Consider the following 24734-nt stretch of genomic DNA (forward strand, 5'->3'; position numbering starts at 1 on the left):
GACGAATTTCATCATGCCGATGAGGCAATGACTAGGTATTTAATAGTGTCTCAATATCTCGCATGCTGCGTTCGAAGCTGAAAAATTCAGATCGCTGCTTCGATAACTCAGCATAGCGTTCACGAATGGAATCATTCTCCAATAGCATTTTCAAACCATCAGCTAACGCTTGTGCATTCGCAATGGGTACCAAATGACCAAACGCCCCATTACTTAATGCCTCTTTGGGTCCGGTACAATCGGTTGACACAATGGGTTTGCCGAGCGTCATCGCCTCAACCAGTACAACTGGATACCCTTCATAATGAGAAGAAATGACAAATATGTCACAACCTGCAATGTAGGGATAAGGATTATCTTTGAAACCAAGCAGACTAGTATTATCACCCAGTTGATGCTCTGTGATATAGGCTTCCAGGGTCGACCTGTCCGATCCCTCACCAAGAATCGTCAAGTGATAATTCAATCCCGCAGAGATGTTTATTCTGTGAGCATCCAATAGAACATCAAATGCCTTTTGATCATTGAGCAAGCGACCAACAGCCAATACATTGAGACCAGTACCTACTCTGATTTTTTGTTTGCCACCGTCAATGATTTTTTTTATATCTATCGGGTTGTAAATGACTGAGGTAATATCATTCAGAGCAGGGTAAAGGCTCAAAACTGATTGCTTGGAACCTTCCGAAACACAGATTATTTGATCCATGCTCTCATATACGACCTTCTCTATCTTTCTTGGCAGGGTATGATGTTTCTCCAAGTCTATATGTACCCATGCTATTTTTTTCTTGGGACCATCCAGGTGAGATAATAGCAAACTACTGTCACCCTCCAGAAAAGAAACCCCGACATCATACTCCTCTGGGAACGACATATTGGCTAGCCATGGCTTTGATAGAACTGCATTAAGCCATCTTTTCTTTAGCGAATACATCATTCCTCTACGGACTAGCCCCGTAGGCTCTGCATCTAGCAGGTATTTTATTTTTACATGAGGTGGTATTTTTGATAAATACATTCCCTCACGTTTCAATAACAACAACGTGACGTCATACTTGATATCATCAAGACTATTGACAATATTAACCAATACCTTTTCAGCCCCTCCTCCCCCCAATGTCTCCATCAGGAATAGCACTTTCTTTTTCATACTTAAAGTCACTTCAGTTGGAGGTTTTAATACTAAAAATACGGGCCATCTCTTTAGGAGACGGCCCGGACTCCATAAGGCTGATTTACGCCCGGTTCAACCAGGCCATGTAATCGGCCACGCCTTCGGCCACTGTCTTGAACTCGCCGTCATAACCGACACCGCGCAGCCTGGTCAGGTCTGCCTGGGTGAAGCTCTGATAGCGACCCTTGAGGTGATCCGGGAAAGGGATGTACTCAATGGCGCCCTGCTGGTGATGCTTGATCACTGCCTCGGCCACGTTCTGGAAAGGCTCGGCACGGCCGGTGCCGCAGTTGAAGATGCCGGAGTGCTGCGGGTTCTGCCAGAACCAGAGGTTAACCTTGCAGACATCGTCCACATAGATGAAATCACGCATCTGGCCACCATCCGGGAAACCGTCACAGCCCTCAAACAGCTTGGGATTGTCACCCTGCTTCACTTGGGTATTGAGGTGGAAAGCCACAGAGGCCATGGAACCCTTGTGCTGCTCGCGCGGACCGTAGACGTTGAAATACTTCAGACCCACGACCTGGGAGTTGATCTCCGGCAGCCAGCGGCGCACGTACTGGTCGAACAGCTGCTTGGAGTAGCCATAGACGTTGAGCGGCTGCTCGAACTTGGGATCTTCGATGAAGTTGTCGTTGCGGCCACCGTAGGTCGCGGCGGAGGAGGCATAGATGAACGGAATTTCCCGCTCGATGCAGTAGTGGAACAGATCCTTGGAGTACTCGTAGTTGACCTCCATGATGAACTTGCCGTTCCACTCAGTGGTCGCGGAGCAGGCACCTTCGTGGAAGATCACCTCGATGCCGTCATCCCACTCTTCAAACTCGTCACCAGAGACGATCCGCGCCTGGAACTCGTCCTTATCCATGTAATCGGCAATGGTCAGATCGACCAGGTTGACGAACTTGGTGCCGTCGGTCAGGTCATCGATGACCACGATATCGGTCCGTCCTTGAGCGTTCAGCTGCTTGACCAGATTGCTGCCGATAAAGCCAGCACCGCCAGTTACTACGATCATGGAGTTTGCCTCGCGTACGTTGATGGTCACATGTGACTGCTTGTTAAAGCTGTGTATAGTGAGCCAATTTGAAATTGCCGAAAAGTTTATCACGGGCCGCAAGGGGATTCGACCTTGATGCAAGGGGCCCGCCAGAGGGAACAGTGATGAAAACCAGAGACAGGATCATTCACAGCGCCACCGAGCTGTTCAACGATCAGGGTGAACGCAACATCACCACCAACCACATTGCCGCCCATCTGGGCATCAGCCCAGGCAACCTTTATTACCATTTCAGGAATAAAGAAGACATCATCCACTCGATTTTTGATCAATATGCCCGTCACCTGAGCGAGAGCTTTACCCCGGCGCGCAGCAACGAGATCAAGCTGGAAAACCTGATGGGCTACCTGGATGCCATCTTTTATCTGATGTGGCAGTTCCGTTTTTTCTACGCAAATTTACCGGACATCCTCAGTCGCGATGAGCCATTGCAGCAGAAGTATCTCAAGGCCCAGGAGCAGTTGCGCTCCTCCGTGGTCGCCCTGCTCAGGAGCCTGCGCGAAGGGGGTATCATAGATGTCAACGACGAGGACCTGCCCGACCTTGGCCAGACCATCAAGATGGTGGTGACCTGCTGGATCCCGTTCCAGATTGCCCAGGCCCCCCATACCCGCATCACCAAGCCACTGCTCTACCAGGGGGTATTGCGGGTGCTGTTCCTGCTGCGTCCCTATATCCAGCCCCAGGTGGCCGGGCAGATCCGTCAGCTGGAGCAGCATTACAGTCAACTGGCCCAACCAGCAGGGTGAGATCTGTTTCACAATTGTTGAATGTCAGCACAATCATTTGAATTCACCGCAACAGATTGCAGTAAAATACTGCCCATTGTTGATAAACAGCTGCAATAGCCAATAAGGATCGAGGATGTCTAACGGATTCTATCGTCACCTGACCGAGCAACTTGGCCAAGTACAGGCTGAAGGATTGTACAAGCAGGAGCGCATCATCACCTCGGCCCAACAGGCCCAGATTGCGGTGGGCGGTGAGCAGGTACTGAACTTCTGTGCCAACAACTATCTGGGACTGGCCAACCACAAGGACCTTATCGAAGCAGCCCATCAGGGGCTCGATAGCCACGGCTTCGGCATGGCCTCGGTTCGCTTCATCTGCGGTACCCAGGACAACCACAAGGTGCTGGAACAGAAGCTCTCTGCCTTCCTCGGCACCGAGGATACCATCCTCTACTCCTCCTGCTTCGATGCCAACGGCGGCCTGTTCGAAACCCTGTTCGGTGCCGAAGACGCCATTATTTCCGATGCCCTCAACCACGCCTCCATCATTGATGGTGTGCGGCTGTGCAAGGCCAGGCGCTATCGCTATGCCAACAACGACATGGCCGAGCTGGAAGCCCAGCTCAAACAGGCCAACACCGATGGTGCCCGTTTCAAGTTGATCGCCACCGACGGCGTCTTCTCCATGGATGGAGTCATCGCCGATCTGAAATCCATCTGCGATCTGGCCGACAAGTACGATGCCATGGTGATGGTGGATGATTCCCACGCAGTCGGATTCATTGGCGACAACGGTCGCGGCACCCACGAATACTGCGGTGTGCTGGACAGAGTCGACATCATTACCGGCACTCTGGGCAAGGCTCTGGGAGGCGCCTCCGGTGGCTATACCTCAGGCAAGAAAGAGGTTATCGACTGGCTGCGTCAACGCTCCCGTCCCTACCTTTTCTCCAACTCGCTGGCCCCCTCCATCGTCTCGGCCACCATCAAGGTGATCGACATGCTGGCCGAAGGTCACGAGCTGCGCGCACGCCTGAAAGAGAACAGCCAGTATTTCCGCGAACGGATGAGCGTTGCCGGCTTCACCCTGGCAGGTGCCGATCACGCCATCATCCCTGTGATGCTGGGGGATGCCAAGCTGGCCTCCGAGATGGCGAGCCGCATGCTGGCCGCCGGCATCTACGTGGTGGGCTTCTCCTTCCCTGTCGTCCCCAAGGGCCAGGCCCGTATTCGCACCCAGATGTCCGCCGCTCATACCCGTGAGCAGCTGGACAAGGCGATCGATGCCTTCATCGGCATCGGCCGCGAACTCGGTGTCATCTGATTTGAACCAAGGGGCTGCAGCCCCTTTTTTCTGCATTCATCGTGACTGACTGGCATGAAGGAACAACCATGAAAGCACTCTCCAAACTCAAAGCCGAAGTCGGCATCTGGATGACGGATGTCCCGGTACCTGAGCTCGGCCACAACGATCTGCTGATCAAGATCCGCAAGACCGCCATCTGTGGCACCGACATGCACATCTACAACTGGGACGAATGGGCCCAAAAGACCATCCCCGTGCCCATGGTGGTCGGTCATGAATACGTTGGCGAAGTGGTCGCCGTCGGCCAGGAAGTGCGTGGCTTCGCCGTGGGGGATCGGGTCTCCGGCGAGGGCCACATTACCTGTGGCCACTGCCGCAACTGCCGGGCCGGCCGCACCCACCTGTGCCGCAACACCATAGGGGTCGGCGTCAACCGCCCGGGTTCCTTCGCCGAATATCTGGTGATCCCGGCCTTCAACGCTTTCAAGCTGCCTGACAACATCCCCGATGAACTGGCCGCCATTTTCGACCCGTTCGGCAACGCAGTGCACACTGCGCTCTCCTTCGACCTGGTGGGCGAAGACGTGCTCATCACAGGTGCAGGCCCCATCGGCATCATGGCTGCAGCCGTCTGTCGCCACGTGGGAGCCCGTCATGTGGTGATCACGGACGTCAACGAATATCGGCTGGAGCTGGCTCGCAAGATGGGCGCCACCCGCGCCGTCAACGTCAGTAAAGAGAAACTTGCTGACGTGATGAGCGAACTCGGCATGACTGAGGGCTTCGACGTGGGGCTGGAGATGTCCGGTGTGCCCTCGGCCTTCCAGGACATGATCGACAAGATGAACCACGGCGGCAAAATTGCCATGCTCGGTATCCCCCCCTCCACCATGGCCATAGACTGGAACAAGGTGATCTTCAAGGGACTGTTTATCAAAGGGATCTACGGCCGCGAGATGTTCGAGACCTGGTACAAGATGGCCAGCCTGATCCAGTCAGGCCTGGATCTCACTCCCATCATCACCCATCATTTCCATATCGATGACTTCCAGCAAGGCTTCGAAGCCATGGGGTCCGGCAAGTCCGGCAAGGTGATCCTCAGCTGGGACAAATAAGCCCTTGGGTCGCCCTCTTTCATGAAACCCGGTGAATACCGGGGTTTTTTATCATGCATCCTCACCAGTTTGTGATCTGACGAAGAAACTTTGCACGCAGAGTGCTTAACACTTCACACACAAGCGTTTAAATGGCTGTAACTATTCGGTTATAATCCAGCCGTTTTCTAGGGATAATAAAAGCCTGCTGGGAGTACATGAGCGTGTTGAAAAAACTGAGCTATTTGCTGGCTGTCGGAATGACGGCTGCCAGTTTGTCCGGCGTTGTACTTGCTGCCGATGAGATGTCACCGGACGCGATTGCCGAGCGGATCAAGCCCGTCGGTCAGGTCTATACCGCCAAGGAACTGGAAGGGATTGCGACTGCAGGCGCAGCTCCTGTGGCGGCAGCACCATCCGGCCCACGTGATGGCGAGGCCGTGTACAAAGGGGCGTGCTTTGCCTGTCATGACATGGGGATTGCGGGGGCGCCCAAGCATGGTGACAAAGCCTTGTGGGAACCACGTATAGCCCAAGGCTTTGATATTTTGAAAAAACATGCAATTGAAGGCTTCACCGGCAAGAGCGGTGTGATGCCAGCACGAGGGACTTGCGTCACCTGTAGCGATGAAGAGATCGAAAACGCCATTCACTACATGACCGACAACCTCTAAGTGATTGAAAGGGCCGCAATTGCGGCCCTTTCAATCTGTTTACTTCCGACTACTCTTTGTAAGGTAGGCAAACCGGGAGTTTCTATGTCAGCCCAACCCACAGCACCGCATTACTCGACTCCCTTGTTGGCGTTGGTCTCCTCTATTATGGACTTCCCAGCACCCTCCGAGGCCACCCCTAAAGAGTATGACACCCTGATCCAGCAGCTGAACCAGCTCTGTCCTCTGCAACATTTTGGCATATTGGGCTTATCGGAAGCGGGGCTGCACTGGGTCTGCGAGCATCAGATTTCTGACCGTTTCAAACTGCAGCTGGGGCTGGAGGAGTCGCGGATCTCCGATCAGCTTGACCAGCTCGATGAGGCGAAAGGCTGGTGCATACTGCCGGTCGAGCACGGTCAGATACAGTGGTTACTGGCCTGCTGCCAGCCCAAGGATCTGCCCACACTGCGCCTGTTGCTGGAATGTCTCGCCAAGCGGCTGAATGAAACCCAGGCAGGCTCCCAGCTATCGGAACTGGCCTCCCCCCTTATCCGCAAGGATCCGGACTGGCAAAAAAAGATTGAGAGCATCAATCGCATTATCCGCCTGGCCAATACCCTGCCCAGCCAGGCACTGTTCTCCCAGCTGGAAGCTGTGCTACGCCAGATACTGGCCATTCAGGACATGTTGCTGGTCCGAATCGACAGCCATCGGCTGGAAAAAATATATCCCGAGCAGCCACCGCACAGCAATGAGTTCATAACCAGCCTGTGCCACAGCACCAACAACATGGAACAGCACAAAGAGCAGTTGCACTGGTACAGCCAGCCCTTGCGCCTGCAGCAGCAATACTTCGCCCACTTCCTTATCAGTACTCAGCAGCCGCTGGAGACAGATAACCGGTTGTTCCTCGACTTCCTGCGCAGCCAGCTGACCCTGTTGCTGGAGCTAAGGCGGATCCGGCAGCAGCTGCACGACATCAACTCGGAAGACTCCATCAACCAGCGCCTGCAACAGCTGCGGCAAACCAATCTCAGATTGCAGAAGCAACTCAAGCAACACCAGGAGCTCGAACGCAGGCTGCAATTCGATGCCCTGCACGATCCGCTGACCCAGTTGCCGAATCGGGCGCTGCTGATGAATCACCTCAATCATGCCATGACCCACTTCCACCGCTACAAGACGCCGGGGTTTGCACTCATCTTCGTCGATGTGGATCACTTCAAGCAGGTCAATGACACCCTGGGCCATAGCGCTGGCGATCAGTTGCTCAAAGAGATGAGTCGCCGTCTGCAAACCTGCATCAGACAAAACGACATGGTGGCCAGACTGGGAGGGGACGAATTTGTCATCTACTTGGACAACAGCAAGGACGAGGAGGATATCAGCCCTGTTCTCAACCGCGTCATCAGCCGCCTCTCCTATCCGTTCCGGCTGCAGAGCAATGAGCTGAGCATCACGGTCAGCCTGGGGGTGGCTAGCGTGTCGGAGCAGACTTCAGATATCAGTCAGCTTCTGCATCAGGCCGACCTGGCCATGTATCAGGCCAAGCGCAACGGTCGCAGCCGCATTGTCAGCTATTCGGAAGAGTGCTCGGCCCAGACCTGGACCTCACCGGAAGAGATGCTGGCCAGAGCCCTGCGAGAGGGGCGCATAGTGCCTTATTTCCAGCCGGTGATCCGGCTCAAGGACAGCCGTCTGACAGGGCTGGAGGTGATGGCTCGCTGGATCACGGAGGAGGGTGTACTCAAGGATGCCTTCGACTTCATCCCGTTGGCGGAGCAGTGCGGCCTTATTCAGGAACTGGATTACCAGATATTGCGCCACACCTGCCAACAACTGAAGAACTGGCTGCCCATATCTAGCCAGAGCAAGTTCAAGGTTGCGATCAACCTCTCCGGCAAGCATCTGGTCAACCACGATCAGATCATGCGACTGGTCGACATTATTGAGAGCGAGGGGATAGCACCGGGTTACCTGATTTTCGAATTTAACGAGCGGGAGCTGTCGCGGCAGGATTCCGATGCCCTCACCTCTTTGCATGAGCTGAGGGCCAAAGGCATTCAGATCAGTCTGGATGATTTTGGCACCGGCTTCTCCTCACTCAATGCCCTGTTCCACTTCCCGGTGGACTACATCAAGGTGGATGACAGTTTCACCCATCGCATGCTGCAATCCCCCAAGGATCTGGCGCTGATCCGCGCCATACGGGACATCTGCCAGGATCTGGATTTCACTCTGGTAGTCGAAGGGATCGAGAACCAGCAGCAATTGCAGAAGCTGATCGACATGGGCTGCCTAATGGGACAAGGACGCTACATTTCACCACCTATGCCGGGGGCAGATATCACTCCCCTGCTCAGCCAGACCAAGGGTGAACGCGGCTAGCTGTGTCGGCTCAATCCTTCTTGAACAGCGCTCGCAGGTTGGCGACACCGACCTGCCCTTTCTGCTGGCGCTCCTCGGCCGTCACCTTCTTGTGATTTTCCCACTCAAGATCATCCTGGGGCAGCTCCAGCAGGAAGCGGCTCGGCTCGGGCCTTACCGACTCTCCATACTGGCGCCGCTCCTTGCAGAGGGTGAAGGTGAGCTCGGTCTGGGCACGGGTAATGCCCACGTAGGCGAGGCGCCGCTCTTCCTCCACGTTGTCTTCATCGATACTGGTCTGATGGGGCAACAGGCCCTCTTCCATCCCCACCATGAAGACGTAGGGGAACTCCAGCCCCTTGGAGGCATGCAGTGTCATCAGCTGCACCTGATCGGCGTCATCTTCTCCTTCGTTGCGCTCCATCATGTCGCGCAAGGTAAGGCGGGTGACCACCTGGGCGAGCGTCATCGACTCTTCCAGCTCATCCCCTTCCAGCATTTCGGTGATCCAGCGGTAGAGGGTGGAGACGTTCTGCATCCGCATCTCGGCCGCTTTTGGGCTGGGGGAGGTCTCGTAGAGCCACTCCTCGTAGTGGATCTCCTTGATCATGTCCCGCACCGCCTCAACCGGGTTGCCCCGCTGCGCCTGCTCGCCTAATCGCACCAGCCAGTTGGTAAATGCTTGTAGTGCACTCAAGCCTCGGCCGGAAAGGGACTGTTCCAGCCCCAGCTCAAAGCTGGCGGCAAACAGGCTCTTGCCACGCTGGTTGGCATACTGACCCAGTTTTTCGAGCGTTGTGGGGCCTATCTCGCGGCGCGGCAGGTTGACCACCCGCAGGAAGGCGGTGTCCTCATCCGGGTTAACCAGCAGCTTGAGGTAGGCCATGATGTCCTTGATCTCGGTGCGGGAGAAAAACGAGGTACCGCCCGAGATACGGTAGGGAATGCGGTTGGTCATCAGCGCCTTCTCGAAGATGCGGGACTGATGGTTGCCACGATAGAGGATGGCGTAATCCTTGAACCGGGTGCGGTTCATGAACTTGTGGCCCATCAGCTCGGCGGCGATCCGCTCCGCCTCGTGCTCCTCGTTCTTGGCAAACAACACTTTGACCGGCACCCCGTAATCGAGCTCGGAGAAGAGCGCCTTGTCGAACACGTGAGGGTTGTTGGCAATCAATATGTTGGCGCATTTCAGAATGCGCCCCTTGGAGCGGTAGTTCTGTTCCAGCTTGATGAGCTTGAGACTCGGAAAGTCTTCGTTGAGCAGCACCAGATTCTGCGGCTTGGCACCGCGCCAGGAGTAGATGGACTGGTCATCGTCCCCTACCACGGTAAAGCGGGCCCGTTCACCGACGATCTGCTTCACCAGCTCGTATTGGCTGGTGTTGGTGTCCTGGTACTCATCGACCAGCAGGTAGCGGATCTTGTTTTGCCAGCGGGTGCGGACTTCTTCATTGCTCTTGAGCAGCAGGGTCGGCATCACGATAAGGTCATCGAAGTCGAGCGCGTTATAGGCCACCATCTGGCGGTGATAGCGCTCGTAGAGCTGGGCCATCAGCACCTCTTCCGGCCCCTGGGCGATACGCATGGCACGCGCCGGCAGTATGAGGTCGTTCTTCCAGTTGGAGATCTGGCTGATAAGGGCCGAGAGCTTGTCCTTGTCGTTGTCGAGCTCCGCCTCGGTCAGCCCTTTCAGCAGCGCCAGCTGGTCGGTATCGTCAAAAAGGGAGAAGTTCGCCTTGAGATTCAGGCTCTTATGCTCACGGCGTATGATGTCGAGGCCCAGGGTATGGAAGGTGGAAACCATGAGTCCCCGCGCCTCCTTGCGACCCAGGGTCTGGCCGACCCGCTCCTTCATCTCCCGCGCGGCCTTGTTGGTAAAGGTAACGGCGGCGATGTTGCGCGCGTTGTAGCCGCACTGCTGTACCAGATAGGCAATCTTGTTGGTGATGACGCGGGTCTTGCCCGATCCGGCACCCGCCAGCACCAGGCAAGGGCCGGAGACAAACTTGACCGCTTCGTTCTGATTGGGGTTGAGCTTCATGGGCCGGATCTCTTGGCTTATGATGAGGGGCGGCATTGTAACAGAGATCCCGCAGGCAGCCGAAACCGGGCACGGGATCCCGCCACTTCATCTTGTGTTTGCCCGCCATTTTCCGGATCATGACCGACTTTTCCAGACGAGATGAGGGGAGCATGAATCAGCAACAGCACGCCCGGCTGCGCAGCCAGTTTCCGGCGTTGGCGCAAGAGGTCAACGGCCACCCTCTGATCTATCTGGATAACGCCGCCACCACCCAGAAACCCCAGGTGGTGCTGGATGCAATCGCGCACTACTATCGGGCCGACAACGCCAACGTGCACCGCGCCGCCCATGCGCTGAGCGGCCGGGCCACACGCGCCTTCGAAGATGCCCGCGAGACGGTTGCCCGCTTTATCAATGTCCCTCGCAGCCACGAAGTAATATGGACCCGTGGCACCACTGAGGCGATCAATCTGGTGGCCCAGAGCTGGGGGATGAGCGAGCTGAGGGCGGGGGATGAAATCGTGCTCAGCACCCTGGAGCATCACGCCAATATCGTCCCCTGGCAGCTGGTCGCCCAGCGTACCGGTGCCGTGATCCGGGTCATCCCTCTCGATGAGCGGGGCGATCTCGATCTGGCGGCCTATCAGGCCATGCTGGGGCCACGTACCCGGCTGGTGAGCGTGGCCCACGTCTCCAATGCCCTTGGCACCGTCAATCCAGTCAAAGAGATGGTGGCAGCGGCCAAGGCGGTCGGGGCCCTGAGCCTCATCGACGGCGCCCAGGCAGTGGCCCATCTCGAGGTAGATGTGCAGGCTATCGGCTGCGACTTCTACGCCTTCTCCGGCCACAAGCTCTATGGCCCGACCGGCATCGGAGTGCTGTGGGGCCACACTGCACTGCTGGAGCGGATGCCCCCCTGGCAGGCCGGCGGCGAGATGATCGACAGGGTCAGCTTCAGCGGCACCACCTTCAATACCCTGCCCTTCAAGTTTGAAGCTGGTACTCCTCATATTGCCGGCGCCATCGGCCTGGCCGCTGCCATCGGCTTTGTGATGGAGCAGGACAAGGATTCATTGGCCAGCCATGAAGCGGCGCTGACCGACTATCTGGTTGCCGGACTGCAACAGGTGCCAGGGCTGCGTCTGGTCGGCGAACCCGGTCAGCGCGCCGGCGCGGTCTCCTTTCTGCTGGACGACATCCACCCGCAAGATGCCGCCACCCTGCTCGACATGCAGGGCATTGCGCTGCGGGTCGGCCATCACTGCGCCATGCCGCTGATGGAATCGCTCGGTATCGGCGGCACGATGCGCGCCTCGCTGGCCTGCTACAACAATCGGGACGATGTCGACGCCCTGCTGGCCGCCCTGCACAAACTCAGTGACTTCTTCTAAGGCAGACAATCCAATGAACAGCCTCGCAACCTATACCCGGATAGGCGTTGAGCCCGACGCAAATAGCATCCGTCAGCAATTTGCGGCAGCAAACGGCTGGGAGAACCAGTACCGACTCATCATCCAGCTCGGCAAACAGCTGCCTGCACTGCCCGGCGAATTGCAGCAGGAGGAATTTCGCCTCAAGGGGTGTGAGAGCCAGGCCTGGTTGAAAGGGGAGAAAGGTGAGGATGGTAACTGGCACTTTGCTTGCGATTCCGATGCCCGCATTGTGCGTGGTCTGATCGTCATCGTACTGGCGGCGCTCAACCACCAACCTGCAGCGGCGATCCACTCCTTCGACATGGAGGGCTATTTCACCGAACTGGGGCTGGAGAAACACTTGAGCCCGTCGCGGGGCAACGGGCTCAGAGCTATCGTGTTGGCAATCCGGGAGCAGGCTGCCTAACTGTGATCTCTCTGTAGGTTGTTCACTCGGGGCATTCCCGGAAAACTGGAGGCGCCAACCAAACCAATCATCCGAGGTGCCCCAGTGAACAACCATAAAAATGCCCGATTAACCGTCTTTGGTCGACAGCTCCTTGTCCAGCGTATCCTTGAGCAGGGCCTGCGCGTTGAAGAGGCCGCTCACGCTGCCGGCGTCAGTACCCGCACCGCTTACAAGTGGCTCACTCGATATCGCCAGGAGGGGCCTGATGGCTTGTACAATCGCTCTTCTCAACCTGCATCCTGCCCTCATGCCATTGATGACCTGCGCCAACAGCGGATTATCGAACTGCGCAAACAGCGACAAACCTATCGGCACATCAGCCAATCTCTGGGCATAGGGCACAGTACTGTCGCCCGTATCCTGCAACGAAGGGGACTGAATCGGCTGGCTAATCTGGAACCTGCCCCTCCAGTACAACGCTATGAACATGAGAAACCGGGTGACTTGCTGCATCTGGACATCAAAAAGTTGGGGCGCTTCCGTCGTCCCGGCCATCGGGTGACTGGTGACCGCCGCCTGGATTCCCGTGGAGCGGGATGGGAGTATGCGCATGTGGCGATTGATGACCATTCCCGTGTGGCCTTCAGCGCCCTGCTGCCTGATGAAACGGGACGCAGTGCCTGCCTGGCGCTGTTACAGGCACTTCGCTACTACGCCGGGCTCGGCATTCGCTTCCGTCGGCTACTCACTGACAATGGCGCCTGTTATCGGTCGAAACGCTTCCAGAAGCTGTGTCGTCGCTTGGGACTCAAGCACCTGCGCACCAAACCTTACACGCCCCAAACGAATGGCAAAGCAGAGCGCTTCATTCAGACAGCGCTGCGTGAATGGGCTTATGCACGGAGCTATGACTCGTCAGCGCAACGGGCAGAACACCTGCAACCGTGGCTGCATGAGTACAACTGGCATCGTCCTCATGCAAGTCTGGGCTACCAGCCCCCCATCAGCCGTCTTCAATCTGTGAACAACCTGGTGGGTTTACACACCTAACCCACCTAGTACAGTGGTCGATCAGGCTTCGCCAATCGACCCTGTGTCTTCATTGCCGGCCTCTTTCTCGGCGCGGGCTCCCCGCTCGGCAATCTTCTTCAATACCCGGGACGCGGCAACCAAGCCAAAAGTGGCCGTCACCGGCGTCACGGCGCCAAAACCGGAAGCGCAGTCCATCTTCATATTGCCATCACTGGCCCCCTTAGCCTGGCAGGTACCACCATTGCCATCCGGATAACTCAGCTGCTCGGTTGAGAAGACACACTCAACCCCGAATTTGCGCGCCGGATTCTTGCTGAAGTTGTGCAACCGACGCAGGTCGGAGCGGACCTTGGCGGCCAGCGGATCCTGAATGGTCCTGGCCAGGTCGGCCACGGTAATCTGGGTGGGATCCATCTGTCCACCGGCACCGCCTGCCACGATCACCGGGATCTTGTTGCGCTTGCAGAAGGCAATCAGCGCCACCTTGGCCTTGACCGAGTCGATGGCATCCACCACATAGTCAAACTCCCGCTTGATATGCTCGGCCAGGTTGTCGGCGGTGACAAAGTCATCCACCTCGATCACCTCGCAATCCGGGTTGATGGCACGGATGCGCTCGGCCATCACTTCCGTCTTGAGACGGCCAACCGTGCCCTGCATGGCATGGATCTGGCGATTGGTGTTGGTGATACAGATATCGTCCATGTCGATCAGGGTGATCTGGTTGATGCCAGCCCGAGCCAACGCCTCGGCCGCCCAGGAGCCGACGCCACCGATCCCGACCACACAGACTTTCGCCTGGCTGAAGGAGCGCAGCGCACTCTGACCATAAAGACGGGCTATGCCCCCGAATCGCTGTAGATACTCTGCTTTCATACCACCACCTTGCTTGAGGGCGGCCATTATAGCGGCAACCTCTCTCAGGGGCGATGATCGGATGATGGTAGTGTTGATGTGAGAGAAAAGGAGTGCGGTATCGGAAATGAAAAAAAGCCCAGTCTTTCGACTGGGCTTCTTAAGTAGTGGCGGAGCGGACGGGACTCGAACCCGCGACCCCCGGCGTGACAGGCCGGTATTCTAACCAACTGAACTACCGCTCCGCTATTTGGTTAGCCTTTCGCTAAATCTTTTGCCGATTATCAGAGGTCCGGCAAAAGTAGCAAGCTACTTTCCCGCTGCCGCTCGACTTGCATGTGTTAGGCCTGCCGCCAGCGTTCAATCTGAGCCATGATCAAACTCTTCAATTTAAGTTTGGTTTGCGTTCATTCATTACCTAGGCAATGAACTTCAGCGGCTCAATGAATTGCTGAAATAAACTGTTCGACTTCTTATTGCTAAGAAATCGTCTTGGTCACTTCACCAGACATTGAAAATCAACAAAATTGTTTGATGTTCGATGCTGTGAGTGCCCACACAGATTGCTTGATTCAAATTGTTAAAGAGCGTCACGCTTGTCGCGTTGAGGAGGCGCATATTACACTCCTCACTTCGAAAGTCAAGCGGTTGTTTTCGCTTTTCTTTCGGCGCCGGCTTCGCGAGGAAGCTGGCTCATCAGGTTGGCGTGTTCCGCCGTGCTGGTAGGGGCGCATTATAGGGAGCCACGCCGGGATGACAAGAGAAAAACTGCAAAAAATGGCACTTTTTGTGGTTTTGCGGTTCAACCGTTGTTTTATTAAACGAAAGCCCCGTATCAGCGGGGCTCCTTCGGGCAATAAACCCTGTATTCACATCAGGTTGCTATCTTTTTGACCAGAATTCCCGGGCAAAACTGCGCACCTTTTCCCAATCAGTAAACTCGAGATCCTTGCTGATATCCGTGCTACCACCTGTCATCTTCATGATCAGCTGAATGATACGGGTCTGCCACCAGTTATAGCGGGAATACTGAAGCGCACCGGCAAACACTCCCAAGGTCTTGGGTTTCCAGGGAGAGAGGCGCAGGAACTTCTTCATATAGGCATTGGTCTGCGGCGTTTGTTTCTCCGGCTTGCGCGCGGTCAGATTGACGCAGAAGAAGGCAGCGTTGGCCACCTCCAGCTGCTCCTGATGAGCGTGGATAAAGCTGAGCAAGCTGGGATGAAAATTACCATAACGGATAGATGCGCCGATCAGCACCTTCTTGTACTTGCTGAGGTTGCACATGGGCAGGGCATGCAGATCATGCATCACCACCTCGCATCCCGGCATCTCCTCCAGCATGACATCTATGATTTTGCGGGTTTGGCCGTCCCGAGAGGAATAAAGCACCAGAATCTTGTCCATAACAACCTCAACTACGCCAGAATGCGGGGGTAAACAGTACCAGAAGCGTGAAAATTTCCAATCGACCAAACAACATGGCCAGGATCAGTATCCATTTTGCTGCGGCGCTGGTACCGGCAAAGTTGGAGGCCACATCCCCCAAACCCGGTCCCACGTTGGTCAACGTCGCCGCCACAGCAGAGAAAGCAGTCACCTCATTCATCCCGGTGGCGATCAGTGCCAGCATGAACAGCACAAACAGAATAATGTAAGTGGCGAAGAAACCCCATACTGCCTCGACGATGCGGTCCGACACCGCCTTGCGGCCCAGCTTGAGGGTATAGACGGCGCGCGGATGCACCAGCCGCTTCAACTCCCGCACCCCCTGCATGAACAGGATCATGAAACGCATCACCTTGATGCCCCCTCCGGTACTGCCGGCGCAGCAACCAATAAAGGAAGAGAACATCAGCATCATGGGCAGGATAGAGGGCCAATCCGCATAACTGGTGGTACTGTAACCCGTGGTAGTGCCGAGCGATACCGATTGAAACAGGGCGTGGTTGAGGGTCTCCTGCCAATGTTCATAGTGGTTGTGATGCAGCAGCACGACCGCGCAGAACAAAAACAGGAACAGCTGGATACCGAGGAACACTTTTACTTCAGGATCGCGCAGATAGCTCAGCAGACGCACCGGCGTATGGGTAAACACCATGAAATGCAGGCCGAAGTTGATGCTGCCGATCAGCAGGAAGCACACTGTGATGAGGTTTATCGCCGGACTGTTAAAGAAGCCGATACTGTCGTCGTGGGTGGAGAAACCGCCGATGGAGAGGCTGGAAAAGGAGTGGCAGATAGCGTCAAACAGCGACATCCCCGCCAGCCAGTAAGCAAGGGCGCAGAGCATGGTCAGCAAGAGATAGATGAACCAGAGCGCCTTGGCAGTCTCGGCAATGCGTGGCGTCACCTTGGTATCCTTGACCGGCCCCGGGATCTCGGCACGATAAAGCTGCATGCCACCGATGCCGAGCAGCGGCAAGATGGCGACTGCCAGCACTATGATCCCCATCCCCCCCAGCCACTGCAGCAACTGACGATAGAACAGGAAGGCCTTGGGCAGGTTATCCAGCCCGGTCAGCACGGTTGCTCCCGTGGTGGTCAGGCCGGAGAAAGATTCGAAAAAGGCCTCCGAGACCGACATACCGGGGACGTCGCCGATAATGAACGGGACTGCGCCCACACTGCCCAGCACAGTCCAGAACAAGACGACGATGAGGAAGCCCTCTTTCGATCTGAGTTCCTTCTTGTGATGGCGGTTGGGGAACCAGAGCAGCACGCCAAGCAGAAGCGCGATAAAAAAGGAGCTGACGAACTCGGCACCACCACCATCCCGATAACCAAACGCAACCATGGCGGGCAACAACATGGTCGAGCTGAACAGCGCAACCAGCAGGCCAACGATGCGAATAATGCTCAGAATGTGCATTCCGGCTCCCTCTTCAGGCTAAAAGAGCGATGGATTCTAGCCATCTAAGGAGCGAAGGGATACCCGTCCATGGGTTCGGTCGGTCAATTCCCGATCAACCTGGGCCCAAACAGAGGATTCCCACGCGACCTGCAAAGTGACGCGAGCACCATAATCGGCATCCAGTACCTGACCGCGATGGCTGCTGAGCAGCGCCTCTACCGCGCCCATGTCGGTGTAATCACACTGGATGAGAGAAGGGGTTTGCTGATGCCTGATCTGAGTCTCCAGTCGCTTGAGGGCTGCGCCGACACCGCCACCATAGGCCTTGACCAGACCGCCGGTACCCAGCAGCACACCACCGTAGTAGCGCACAACAACGGCGGCTATCTCACCCAGTCCGGATCCCATCAGCTGGGCCAACATAGGCTTGCCAGCAGTCCCCGAAGGCTCGCCATCATCGCTGAAGCCGTAAACCTGACTATCTTGCGGCGCCCCGGCAACAAAAGCCCAGCAGTGATGCCGGGCCCCGGGGTGCAACTGCTTTATCTCGTTTACCCAGACCTTGGCCACCTCGACCGTCGGTGTATGGGCAATAAACGTGATGAAGCGGCTCTTCTTGATCTCTTCACTGAGCTCCAGCGGCGCGGCAGGGATGGAATAGCCAGCCGCCATCAGAGACCCGCTTGTCTCGTCATATTCTCCACCCCGTTGGCATGCAGCACTATGTTGTCCTCGATACGGATGCCGCCGAACGGACGCAGCGCTTCCACCTTGTTCCAGTTGACCCGTTTGCCCTGCTCACTCTGACGCAGTGGCTCCAGCAGACTGTCGATGAAGTAGAGACCCGGCTCTATGGTGAACACCTGGCCCACCTCCATCACCCGGGTGCAACGCAGGTAGGGGAACTGTTCGGGGGCAGACAGGTGCGTACCGCGCTCATCCTGCATGAAACCACCCGCGTCGTGAACTTGCAGGCCAAGGAAGTGACCCAGGCCGTGGGGGAAGAAGACATTGGTCACGCCGGTGTGGATCATCTCATCCACTGACATGTCCACCAGCTCCACGGATTGCAGCAGTCGCGCCAGCTTGTGGTGCATCTGCAGATGCAGCTCGCTGTAGCGCCGCCCCGGCTTGATCTCCTCGATAATCTCCTGCTGTTGTGAGTCCAGCGTCGCAATCAGATCGGCAAACTCGCCCCTGCGCCAGGCCCAGGTACGAGTAATGTCGGAGGCATAACCGTGAAAGTCCACCCCTGCATCGATGAGGAAGGAGTAACGTTCCGCATCCGGCACCCGCAAAGCAGACAAGTGGGTGTAGTGGAGGATGGCCGCATTGCGGTTGATGGCAACGATATTGCCGTAAGGCGCGTCATTGGCCCCTTGGCCAACGGCTTTCATATAAGCCAGGTTGATCTCGAACTCGCTCGCCCCCGCCATGAAGGAGTCCTTGGCCGCGATGTGGCCACGCACACCGATGCGATTCGCTTCGCGCAGGCACTCCAGCTCATAGGGCGTCTTGTAGGCGCGGTGATAGTGCAGATAGTTGAGCACGGCTTCCGGGTTGGGCTGACCCAGCCCCAGCAGCTCGGCCACTTCCAGATGACCGCCCAGATAAGCCCACTCCTGCTTGCTGGCAGGCAGGTGATCGGCGATCTGCTCCGGCCTCGTCAGGAAGCGGATGTCGAAGAAGTCGACCCAGAAGGCGTTGGGCAGCTCTGCCACCTTGTGCCAGAAATCCACCGGCCGGTAGAACAGCAACACCGGCTTGCTCACACCATCCACCAGCAACCAGCAGTGGGGATTGTCCAGTACCGGCAACCAGGCCTTGAAGTGCGGATTCACCTTGAAGGGATAATCCTGATCGTCGAGGAAGATGCGGTGAGTCTGGCCGGAGTGGATGGCCAGGCCGCTGAGCCCCTGCTGCTGCAGTATGTCGCGGGTACGATGCTGCAAGGTATCGAGGTGCTGGGCAAAAAGTTGGCTGTAGCTGCTCATGGCGTCCTGCTCCGGGGAAAATGTGATTTCAGCATAACATCAAGCGAATCAAGGCTCGAACCGTCAAGCTATCGCTTCGTGAGGTAACGCATACGTTACAAAGCTTTTGTTATGAAACAAAAACCAATCATTAACAAATAAAAAACAATTCAATACACTGCCGGTAGATACATGCAGTCAGGGACTACTCATGCACAATCTTTGCCTGTGGCAACCGGATCAGGACAGGATTCAACAATCCAATCTCCAGCAGTTTATGGGCGAGGTCAACCGCTTCCACGGCCTGCAACTGCACAGCTATGCCCAGCTCTATCAGTGGTCGGTGGAAAAGACTACTCGCTTCTGGCCTCTGGTGTGGCAGCACTGCGGTGTCAAAGGGGAACTCGGCGACATAGTGGCAGAGAACCGCCAGGATATGCAGCGCACCCGCTGGTTCCCCGATAGCCGACTCAACTTCGCCGAAAACCTGCTGCGCCGCCAGGATGAGAGTCCGGCCATTATCTCCCGCATCGAAGGCAGCCCAAGCCGCACCCTGAGCTGGCGTGAACTGGCTGATCAGGTGGCCAGACTGGCCCAGTGGCTGCGCAGCCAGGGGATAGGTCGGGGCGACGTGGTCGCCGCCTACCTGCCCAATATCCCGGAAACCGTGGTGGCCATGCTGGCAACCACCAGCCTGGGCGCTATCTGGACCTCCACTAGCCCCGACTTTGGCGAGGCCAGCGTGGTGGAGCGCTTCGGCCAGACTCGGCCCAGGGTAATGCTTGCCGTAGACGGCTATCGCTACAACGGCAAGGCCATCGACATCCAGGCCAAGGTGGCCGGCGTGGTCAGCCAGATCGACAGCATAGAGCAGACGGTGATGATCCCCCTGCTCGGCAATCCCCTGCAACTGGGCCACGACTGGCAGCAAGTGCTGGCCAGCCAGCCGGATGCCAGTCTGCAGTTCGAGCCCATGGGCTTCAACGATCCGCTCTATATCCTTTATTCGTCCGGCACCACCGGCAAGCCAAAATGTATCGTCCACGGCATAGGCGGCACCCTGCTGCAACATCTCAAGGAGCATCAGCTGCACTGCGACATCAAGCCGGGGGAGCGGGTGTTCTACTTCACTACCTGCGGCTGGATGATGTGGAACTGGCTGGTGAGCGCCCTCGCCTCCGGTGCGACTCTGGTGCTCTATGACGGCTCCCCCTTCTATCCGGACGGCAACGTGTTGTGGGATCTGGCGCGCGACGAGAAGATTACCCTGTTCGGCACCTCGGCCAAGTACCTGGATGCCCTGCACAAGCAGGGCTATGCCCCCATCAAGACCCACGAGTTGCCACAGCTGCGGCTCATCTGCAGCACAGGCTCTGTGCTTTCACCGGAAGGGTTCGACTACGTCTATCAAGGCATCAAAAAAGATGTACAACTGAGCTCCATCTCCGGCGGCACCGACATCTGCTCCTGCTTCGTCATCGGCAATCCCATCAGCCCCGTCTATCGCGGCGAGAGCCAGGGACGCGGCCTCGGCCTCGCGGTACAGGTGTTCAACGAAGCGGGCCAGCCGGTGCAGGGGGAAAAGGGGGAACTGGTCTGCACCAAGCCCTTCCCGGCCCAACCCATCGGCTTTTGGGGGGACGAGAGCGGGGACAAGTACCACGCCGCCTACTTCGAACGATTCGACAACATCTGGTGCCACGGCGACTGGATCGAGCTGACCGACACTGGCGGCATCCTCTTCTATGGCCGCTCCGATGCCACTCTCAATCCGGGGGGCGTGCGCATCGGCACCAGCGAGATATACCGCTACGTGGAGCAGCTGGACGAGGTGGAAGAGAGCATCGTCATCGGCCAGCAGTGGCAGCAGGACGAGCGGGTGGTGTTGTTCGTCAAACTCAAGCCCGGGCTCAAGCTGGACGAGCCGCTGCGCGAGCGCATCTGCCAGCAAGTAAGGCAGCACTGCACGGCCCGCCACGTACCCGCCCGTATCCTGCAGGTGGATGCGATCCCCCGCACCAAGTCCGGCAAGATAGTGGAGCTGGCAGTGCGGGAAGTGGTGCACAACAGACCCGTCAACAATACTCATGCTCTCGCCGATCCCGAGGTGCTGAGCCAGTATCGAGATCGGCCTGAACTAGCCCGCTGACAAGGTTCAAGATTAATAAAGGCGTCATCAGACGCCTTTATTTTGACTGTTAACCTGAGGCGAGCTTTTACTCGAAACCTGTTAAACAAATGTTTTAAATAGGTGTTGAAATTGTCTTCTTTTGGATCAATAGTGAGCCTCGCCCCCTGCTGGGGATAAAGGAGCAACACCCCCCACCGAGTGGGAACAAGGAGACACTCTCATGATCTACCAAGGCGAAACCCTGTCGGTCAGCTACCTCGAAAACGGCATTGCCGAACTGAGGTTTGATGCCCCGGGTTCAGTCAACAAGCTGGATCGCGCTACCCTGCTCTCACTGAGCGAAGCGATCGCCGCATTAAAACAAGAACGTGAACTAAAAGGTCTGATCCTCACCTCCGGCAAAGACGCCTTTATCGTCGGCGCCGATATTACCGAATTCCTGGAACTGTTCGATCTGCCGCAAGAAGATCTGCTCGGCTGGCTGAAAAAGGCCAACGACATCTTCAGCGCCATCGAAGATCTGCCGGTGCCGACCCTCTCTGCCATCAAGGGCCACGCCCTGGGCGGCGGCTGCGAGACCATACTCTCCACCGATTTTCGTCTGGCCGATACCAGCGCCAAGATTGGCCTGCCAGAGACCAAACTCGGCATCATGCCAGGCTTTGGCGGCACGGTTCGTCTGCCGCGCCTAATCGGTGCCGACAACGCGCTGGAGTGGATCACCACAGGCAAGGATGTCCGTGCCGATGATGCCCTCAAGGTGGGTGCCGTCGATTCCGTGGTCGCGCCAGAGGCACTGCACAGCGCCGCCGTGCAGATGATGAAAGATGCCATCGCGGGCAAGCTGAACTGGCAGAGTCGCCGCGCCGCCAAGAAGGCCCCGCTGCGTCTCTCCAAGCTGGAAGCCATGATGAGCTTCACCACCGCCGCAGGCATGGTTGCCGCCGTGGCGGGCAAACACTATCCGGCGCCGATGACAGCGGTGAAAACCGTCGAGGCCGCCGCTGGCATGGGCCGTGACGAGGCGCTGGTGGTCGAGGCACAGGGCTTTATCAAGCTGGCCAAGACCGATGTCGCCAAGGCGCTGGTCGGTATCTTCCTCAACGATCAACACATCAAGGCGCTGGCCAAGAAAGCGGCCAAGCAGGCAGCTAAGGCCACCAGCCACGCCGCCGTGCTGGGCGCCGGCATCATGGGGGGCGGCATCGCCTACCAGTCTGCCAGCAAGGGCATTCCGGCGGTGATGAAGGACATCAACGAAAAAGCGCTGGCGCTGGGCATGGGTGAAGCCACCAAGCTGCTCAACGGCCAGCTCGAGAAGGGCCGCATCGACGGCATCAAGATGGGCCAGGTGCTCTCAGCCATTACCCCGACCCTGAGCTATGACAACGTCAAGCATGTGGATCTGGTGGTCGAAGCCGTGGTCGAGAATCCCAAGGTGAAGGCCGCCGTGCTGGGCGAAGTGGAAGGGATCATTGGCGAAGACGCAGTGCTCGCCAGCAACACCTCCACCATCCCCATCTCCCTGCTGGCCAAGGGACTGAAGCGCCCGCAAAACTTCTGCGGCATGCACTTCTTCAACCCTGTGCACCGTATGCCTCTGGTGGAGATCATCCGCGGCGAGCAGACCTCCGATGAAACCATCAACCGCGTAGTGGCCTACGCCGCCGCCATGGGCAAGTCGCCGGTGGTGGTCAACGACTGCCCGGGCTTCTTCGTCAACCGGGTGCTCTTCCCCTACTTCTTCGGCTTCAACAAGCTGGTCGCCGATGGCGCCGACTTTGCCGCCGTCGACAAGGTGATGGAGAAGGAGTTTGGCTGGCCCATGGGCCCCGCCTACCTGCTGGACGTGGTCGGCATCGACACAGGTCACCATGCCGGTGACGTCATGGCGCAGGGCTTCCCGGCTCGCATGAGCAAGGAAGGCCGCACCGCCATCGATGTGATGTATGACGCCAGCCGCTTCGGTCAGAAGAATGGCAAGGGCTTCTACGCCTACGAGCAGGACAAGAAGGGCAAGCCGAAGAAGGTGGCCGATGTGGCCGCTTACGAGCTGCTGGCCCCTATTGCCAAGCCGAAACAGGATTTCGACAAGGAAGCCATCATAGCCCGCATGATGATCCCCATGATCAACGAGGTGGTGCTCTGCCTGGAAGAGGCCATAGTGGCCACGCCGGCCGAGGCCGACATAGCGCTGGTCTATGGTCTGGGCTTCCCTCCCTTCCGTGGTGGCGTGTTCCGCTATCTGGACACCATAGGTCTGGATCGTTACGTGGCCATGGCCGACCAGTATGCCGACTTGGGCCCGCTCTACCGTGTCAGCGACCGCTTGCGCGAGATGGCTGCCCAGGGCAAAACCTTCTACTGATTGCGGAAAGGAGATCCATTCATGAAAGACGTAGTCATTGTCGACTGTATCCGGACCCCCATGGGCCGGTCCAAGGGCGGCGCCTTCCGCAACGTGCGTGCAGAAGATCTGTCCGCGCACCTGATGAGCTCCATCCTGCTGCGCAACCCCAACCTCGACCCGAACGAGATCGAGGACATCTACTGGGGCTGCGTGCAGCAGACCCTGGAACAGGGCTTCAACATAGCCCGCAACGCCGCCCTGCTGGCAGGGATCCCCAAGCAGGTAGGTGCTGTCACCGTCAACCGGCTGTGTGGCTCCTCCATGCAGGCGCTGCATGATGCTTCCCGTGCCATTCAGGTGGGTGATGGGGACATCTTCATCATCGGCGGCGTCGAGCACATGGGCCATGTGCCCATGAGCCACGGGGTCGACTTCCACCCCGGCATGGCCAAGTCGGTAGCGAAGGCCTCCGGCATGATGGGGCTGACCGCCGAGATGCTGGGCAAGCTGCACGGCATCAGCCGCCAGCAGCAGGACGAGTTTGCCGCCCGCTCCCACCGCCGCGCCTATGCCGCGACCGTGGAAGGGCGCTTCGCAAGAGAGATCGTCGGTCTGGAAGGGCATGACGCCAGCGGCGCCCGCTTCTTCTACGACTACGACGAGGTGATCCGCCCGGAGACCACGGTCGAAACCCTGAGCCAGCTACGCCCTGTGTTCGACCCGGTCAACGGCACAGTGACCGCTGGCACCTCCTCGGCTCTGTCCGACGGCGCCTCGGCCATGTTGGTGATGAGCGCAGATCGGGCCAAGGCGCTGGGGTTGACCCCGCGCGTCAGGGTGCGCTCCATGGCCGTGGCCGGTTGCGATGCCGCCATCATGGGTTATGGCCCTGTGCCTGCTACCCAGAAGGCGCTCAAGCGTGCCGGTCTGACCATAGGCGACATCGATCTGGTCGAGCTGAACGAGGCGTTCGCCGCCCAGTCACTGCCTTGCGTCAAGGACCTGGGACTGCTGGACGTGGCGGAAGAGAAGGTCAACCTGAACGGTGGCGCCATCGCCCTGGGTCACCCGCTGGGATGCTCCGGCTCCCGCATCTCCACCACACTGATCCACCTGATGGAGGAGAAGGACGCCAATCTGGGTCTTGCCACCATGTGTATCGGTCTGGGCCAGGGCATAGCCACAGTGTTCGAACGGGTGTGATGCCAACGGCTCGCCCTCACTGCGACAGTGAGGGCGAGCCAGAATTGTCTTTTTGGGGTCGGCCTTGCCGGCCCGTCATCGAGTCTGTCGAGATC

19 protein-coding genes and 1 tRNA gene are annotated in these 24734 nt (G+C 57.5%); 11 read left to right on the forward strand and 9 right to left on the reverse strand.

The annotated features are described in order from the left end of the window. Positions 1–31: 31 nt before the first annotated feature. Positions 32–1153, reverse strand: coding sequence for a glycosyltransferase (locus AACX78_RS20980; RefSeq protein ID WP_159167317.1), 1122 nt, complete (start codon positions 1151–1153; stop codon positions 32–34). 85 nt (positions 1154–1238) lie between these two features. Further along, positions 1239–2198 carry an ADP-glyceromanno-heptose 6-epimerase gene (gene rfaD, locus AACX78_RS20985; protein ID WP_096120032.1) on the reverse strand — a complete coding sequence of 320 codons (960 nt, stop codon included), beginning with the start codon at positions 2196–2198 and terminating at the stop codon, positions 1239–1241. A gap of 146 nt (positions 2199–2344) precedes the next feature. On the opposite strand from rfaD, the gene AACX78_RS20990 reads away from it, so the two are divergent. The 5 genes from AACX78_RS20990 to AACX78_RS21010 all read left to right on the forward strand — a co-directional run bounded on the left by AACX78_RS20990 (position 2345) and on the right by AACX78_RS21010 (position 8415). Continuing rightward, complete coding sequence (locus tag AACX78_RS20990; RefSeq protein ID WP_005318149.1) at positions 2345–2989, forward strand: TetR/AcrR family transcriptional regulator; 645 nt, start codon at positions 2345–2347, stop codon at positions 2987–2989. Positions 2990–3104: 115 nt separating this feature from the next. Continuing rightward, the gene (locus tag AACX78_RS20995) at positions 3105–4295 is read left to right on the forward strand and encodes a glycine C-acetyltransferase (RefSeq protein ID WP_159167318.1); all 1191 of its coding nucleotides are present in this window, start codon (positions 3105–3107) and stop codon (positions 4293–4295) included. Positions 4296–4363: 68 nt separating this feature from the next. Continuing rightward, positions 4364–5392, forward strand: a complete 1029-nt coding sequence (tdh, locus tag AACX78_RS21000; protein WP_159167319.1) for an L-threonine 3-dehydrogenase — start codon at positions 4364–4366, stop codon at positions 5390–5392. A gap of 197 nt (positions 5393–5589) precedes the next feature. Further along, complete coding sequence (locus AACX78_RS21005) at positions 5590–6045, forward strand: c-type cytochrome (protein ID WP_059113834.1); 456 nt, start codon at positions 5590–5592, stop codon at positions 6043–6045. 84 nt (positions 6046–6129) lie between these two features. Continuing rightward, entirely contained in the window at positions 6130–8415 is a 2286-nt protein-coding gene (locus tag AACX78_RS21010; RefSeq protein WP_159167320.1) for a putative bifunctional diguanylate cyclase/phosphodiesterase, read from the forward strand. A gap of 10 nt (positions 8416–8425) precedes the next feature. Here AACX78_RS21010 and rep read toward each other — a convergent pair whose 3' ends face one another. Next, positions 8426–10438 carry a DNA helicase Rep gene (rep, locus tag AACX78_RS21015; RefSeq protein WP_159167321.1) on the reverse strand — a complete coding sequence of 671 codons (2013 nt, stop codon included), beginning with the start codon at positions 10436–10438 and terminating at the stop codon, positions 8426–8428. Positions 10439–10590: 152 nt separating this feature from the next. Between rep and AACX78_RS21020 the strand changes: the two genes are divergently transcribed. From AACX78_RS21020 to AACX78_RS21030, 3 genes are all read left to right on the forward strand, one after another. Further along, complete coding sequence (locus AACX78_RS21020; protein ID WP_159167322.1) at positions 10591–11811, forward strand: aminotransferase class V-fold PLP-dependent enzyme; 1221 nt, start codon at positions 10591–10593, stop codon at positions 11809–11811. A 13-nt stretch (positions 11812–11824) separates the two neighbouring features. Further along, positions 11825–12259: a SufE family protein gene (locus AACX78_RS21025; protein WP_201302916.1), complete on the forward strand. Its 435-nt coding sequence runs from the start codon at positions 11825–11827 to the stop codon at positions 12257–12259. Between the two features lie 84 nt (positions 12260–12343). Next, positions 12344–13291 (forward strand): IS481 family transposase, encoded by a 948-nt coding sequence (locus AACX78_RS21030; RefSeq protein WP_159167324.1) that lies wholly within the window; start codon positions 12344–12346, stop codon positions 13289–13291. Positions 13292–13312: 21 nt separating this feature from the next. Here AACX78_RS21030 and tcdA read toward each other — a convergent pair whose 3' ends face one another. From tcdA to pepQ, 6 genes are all read right to left on the reverse strand, one after another. Further along, positions 13313–14149: a tRNA cyclic N6-threonylcarbamoyladenosine(37) synthase TcdA gene (gene tcdA, locus AACX78_RS21035; protein WP_159167325.1), complete on the reverse strand. Its 837-nt coding sequence runs from the start codon at positions 14147–14149 to the stop codon at positions 13313–13315. A gap of 147 nt (positions 14150–14296) precedes the next feature. After that, positions 14297–14373, reverse strand: a tRNA-Asp gene (locus tag AACX78_RS21040). Positions 14374–15010: 637 nt separating this feature from the next. Further along, the gene (gene hemG / locus AACX78_RS21045) at positions 15011–15535 is read right to left on the reverse strand and encodes a menaquinone-dependent protoporphyrinogen IX dehydrogenase (protein ID WP_201302917.1); all 525 of its coding nucleotides are present in this window, start codon (positions 15533–15535) and stop codon (positions 15011–15013) included. Positions 15536–15542: 7 nt separating this feature from the next. Next, entirely contained in the window at positions 15543–17000 is a 1458-nt protein-coding gene (locus tag AACX78_RS21050) for a TrkH family potassium uptake protein (RefSeq protein WP_159167327.1), read from the reverse strand. A gap of 36 nt (positions 17001–17036) precedes the next feature. Next, positions 17037–17654 carry a YigZ family protein gene (locus AACX78_RS21055; protein ID WP_159167328.1) on the reverse strand — a complete coding sequence of 206 codons (618 nt, stop codon included), beginning with the start codon at positions 17652–17654 and terminating at the stop codon, positions 17037–17039. Beyond that, the gene (gene pepQ, locus AACX78_RS21060; RefSeq protein ID WP_021140665.1) at positions 17654–18976 is read right to left on the reverse strand and encodes a Xaa-Pro dipeptidase; all 1323 of its coding nucleotides are present in this window, start codon (positions 18974–18976) and stop codon (positions 17654–17656) included. The genes AACX78_RS21055 and pepQ overlap by 1 nt, the downstream gene beginning before the upstream one ends. 190 nt (positions 18977–19166) lie before the next feature. Between pepQ and AACX78_RS21065 the strand changes: the two genes are divergently transcribed. The 3 genes from AACX78_RS21065 to fadA all read left to right on the forward strand — a co-directional run bounded on the left by AACX78_RS21065 (position 19167) and on the right by fadA (position 24639). Next, the gene (locus AACX78_RS21065) at positions 19167–21104 is read left to right on the forward strand and encodes an acetoacetate--CoA ligase (protein WP_159167329.1); all 1938 of its coding nucleotides are present in this window, start codon (positions 19167–19169) and stop codon (positions 21102–21104) included. Between the two features lie 202 nt (positions 21105–21306). Continuing rightward, positions 21307–23454, forward strand: coding sequence for a fatty acid oxidation complex subunit alpha FadB (gene fadB / locus AACX78_RS21070; RefSeq protein ID WP_159167330.1), 2148 nt, complete (start codon positions 21307–21309; stop codon positions 23452–23454). Between the two features lie 21 nt (positions 23455–23475). Further along, complete coding sequence (gene fadA / locus AACX78_RS21075; RefSeq protein ID WP_005320563.1) at positions 23476–24639, forward strand: acetyl-CoA C-acyltransferase FadA; 1164 nt, start codon at positions 23476–23478, stop codon at positions 24637–24639. The last annotated feature ends 95 nt before the right edge of the window (positions 24640–24734 follow it).

The sequence above is a fragment of the Aeromonas sp. 9A genome (genome assembly GCF_963900955.1).
Classification (GTDB): Bacteria; Pseudomonadota; Gammaproteobacteria; order Enterobacterales; family Aeromonadaceae; genus Aeromonas; species Aeromonas salmonicida.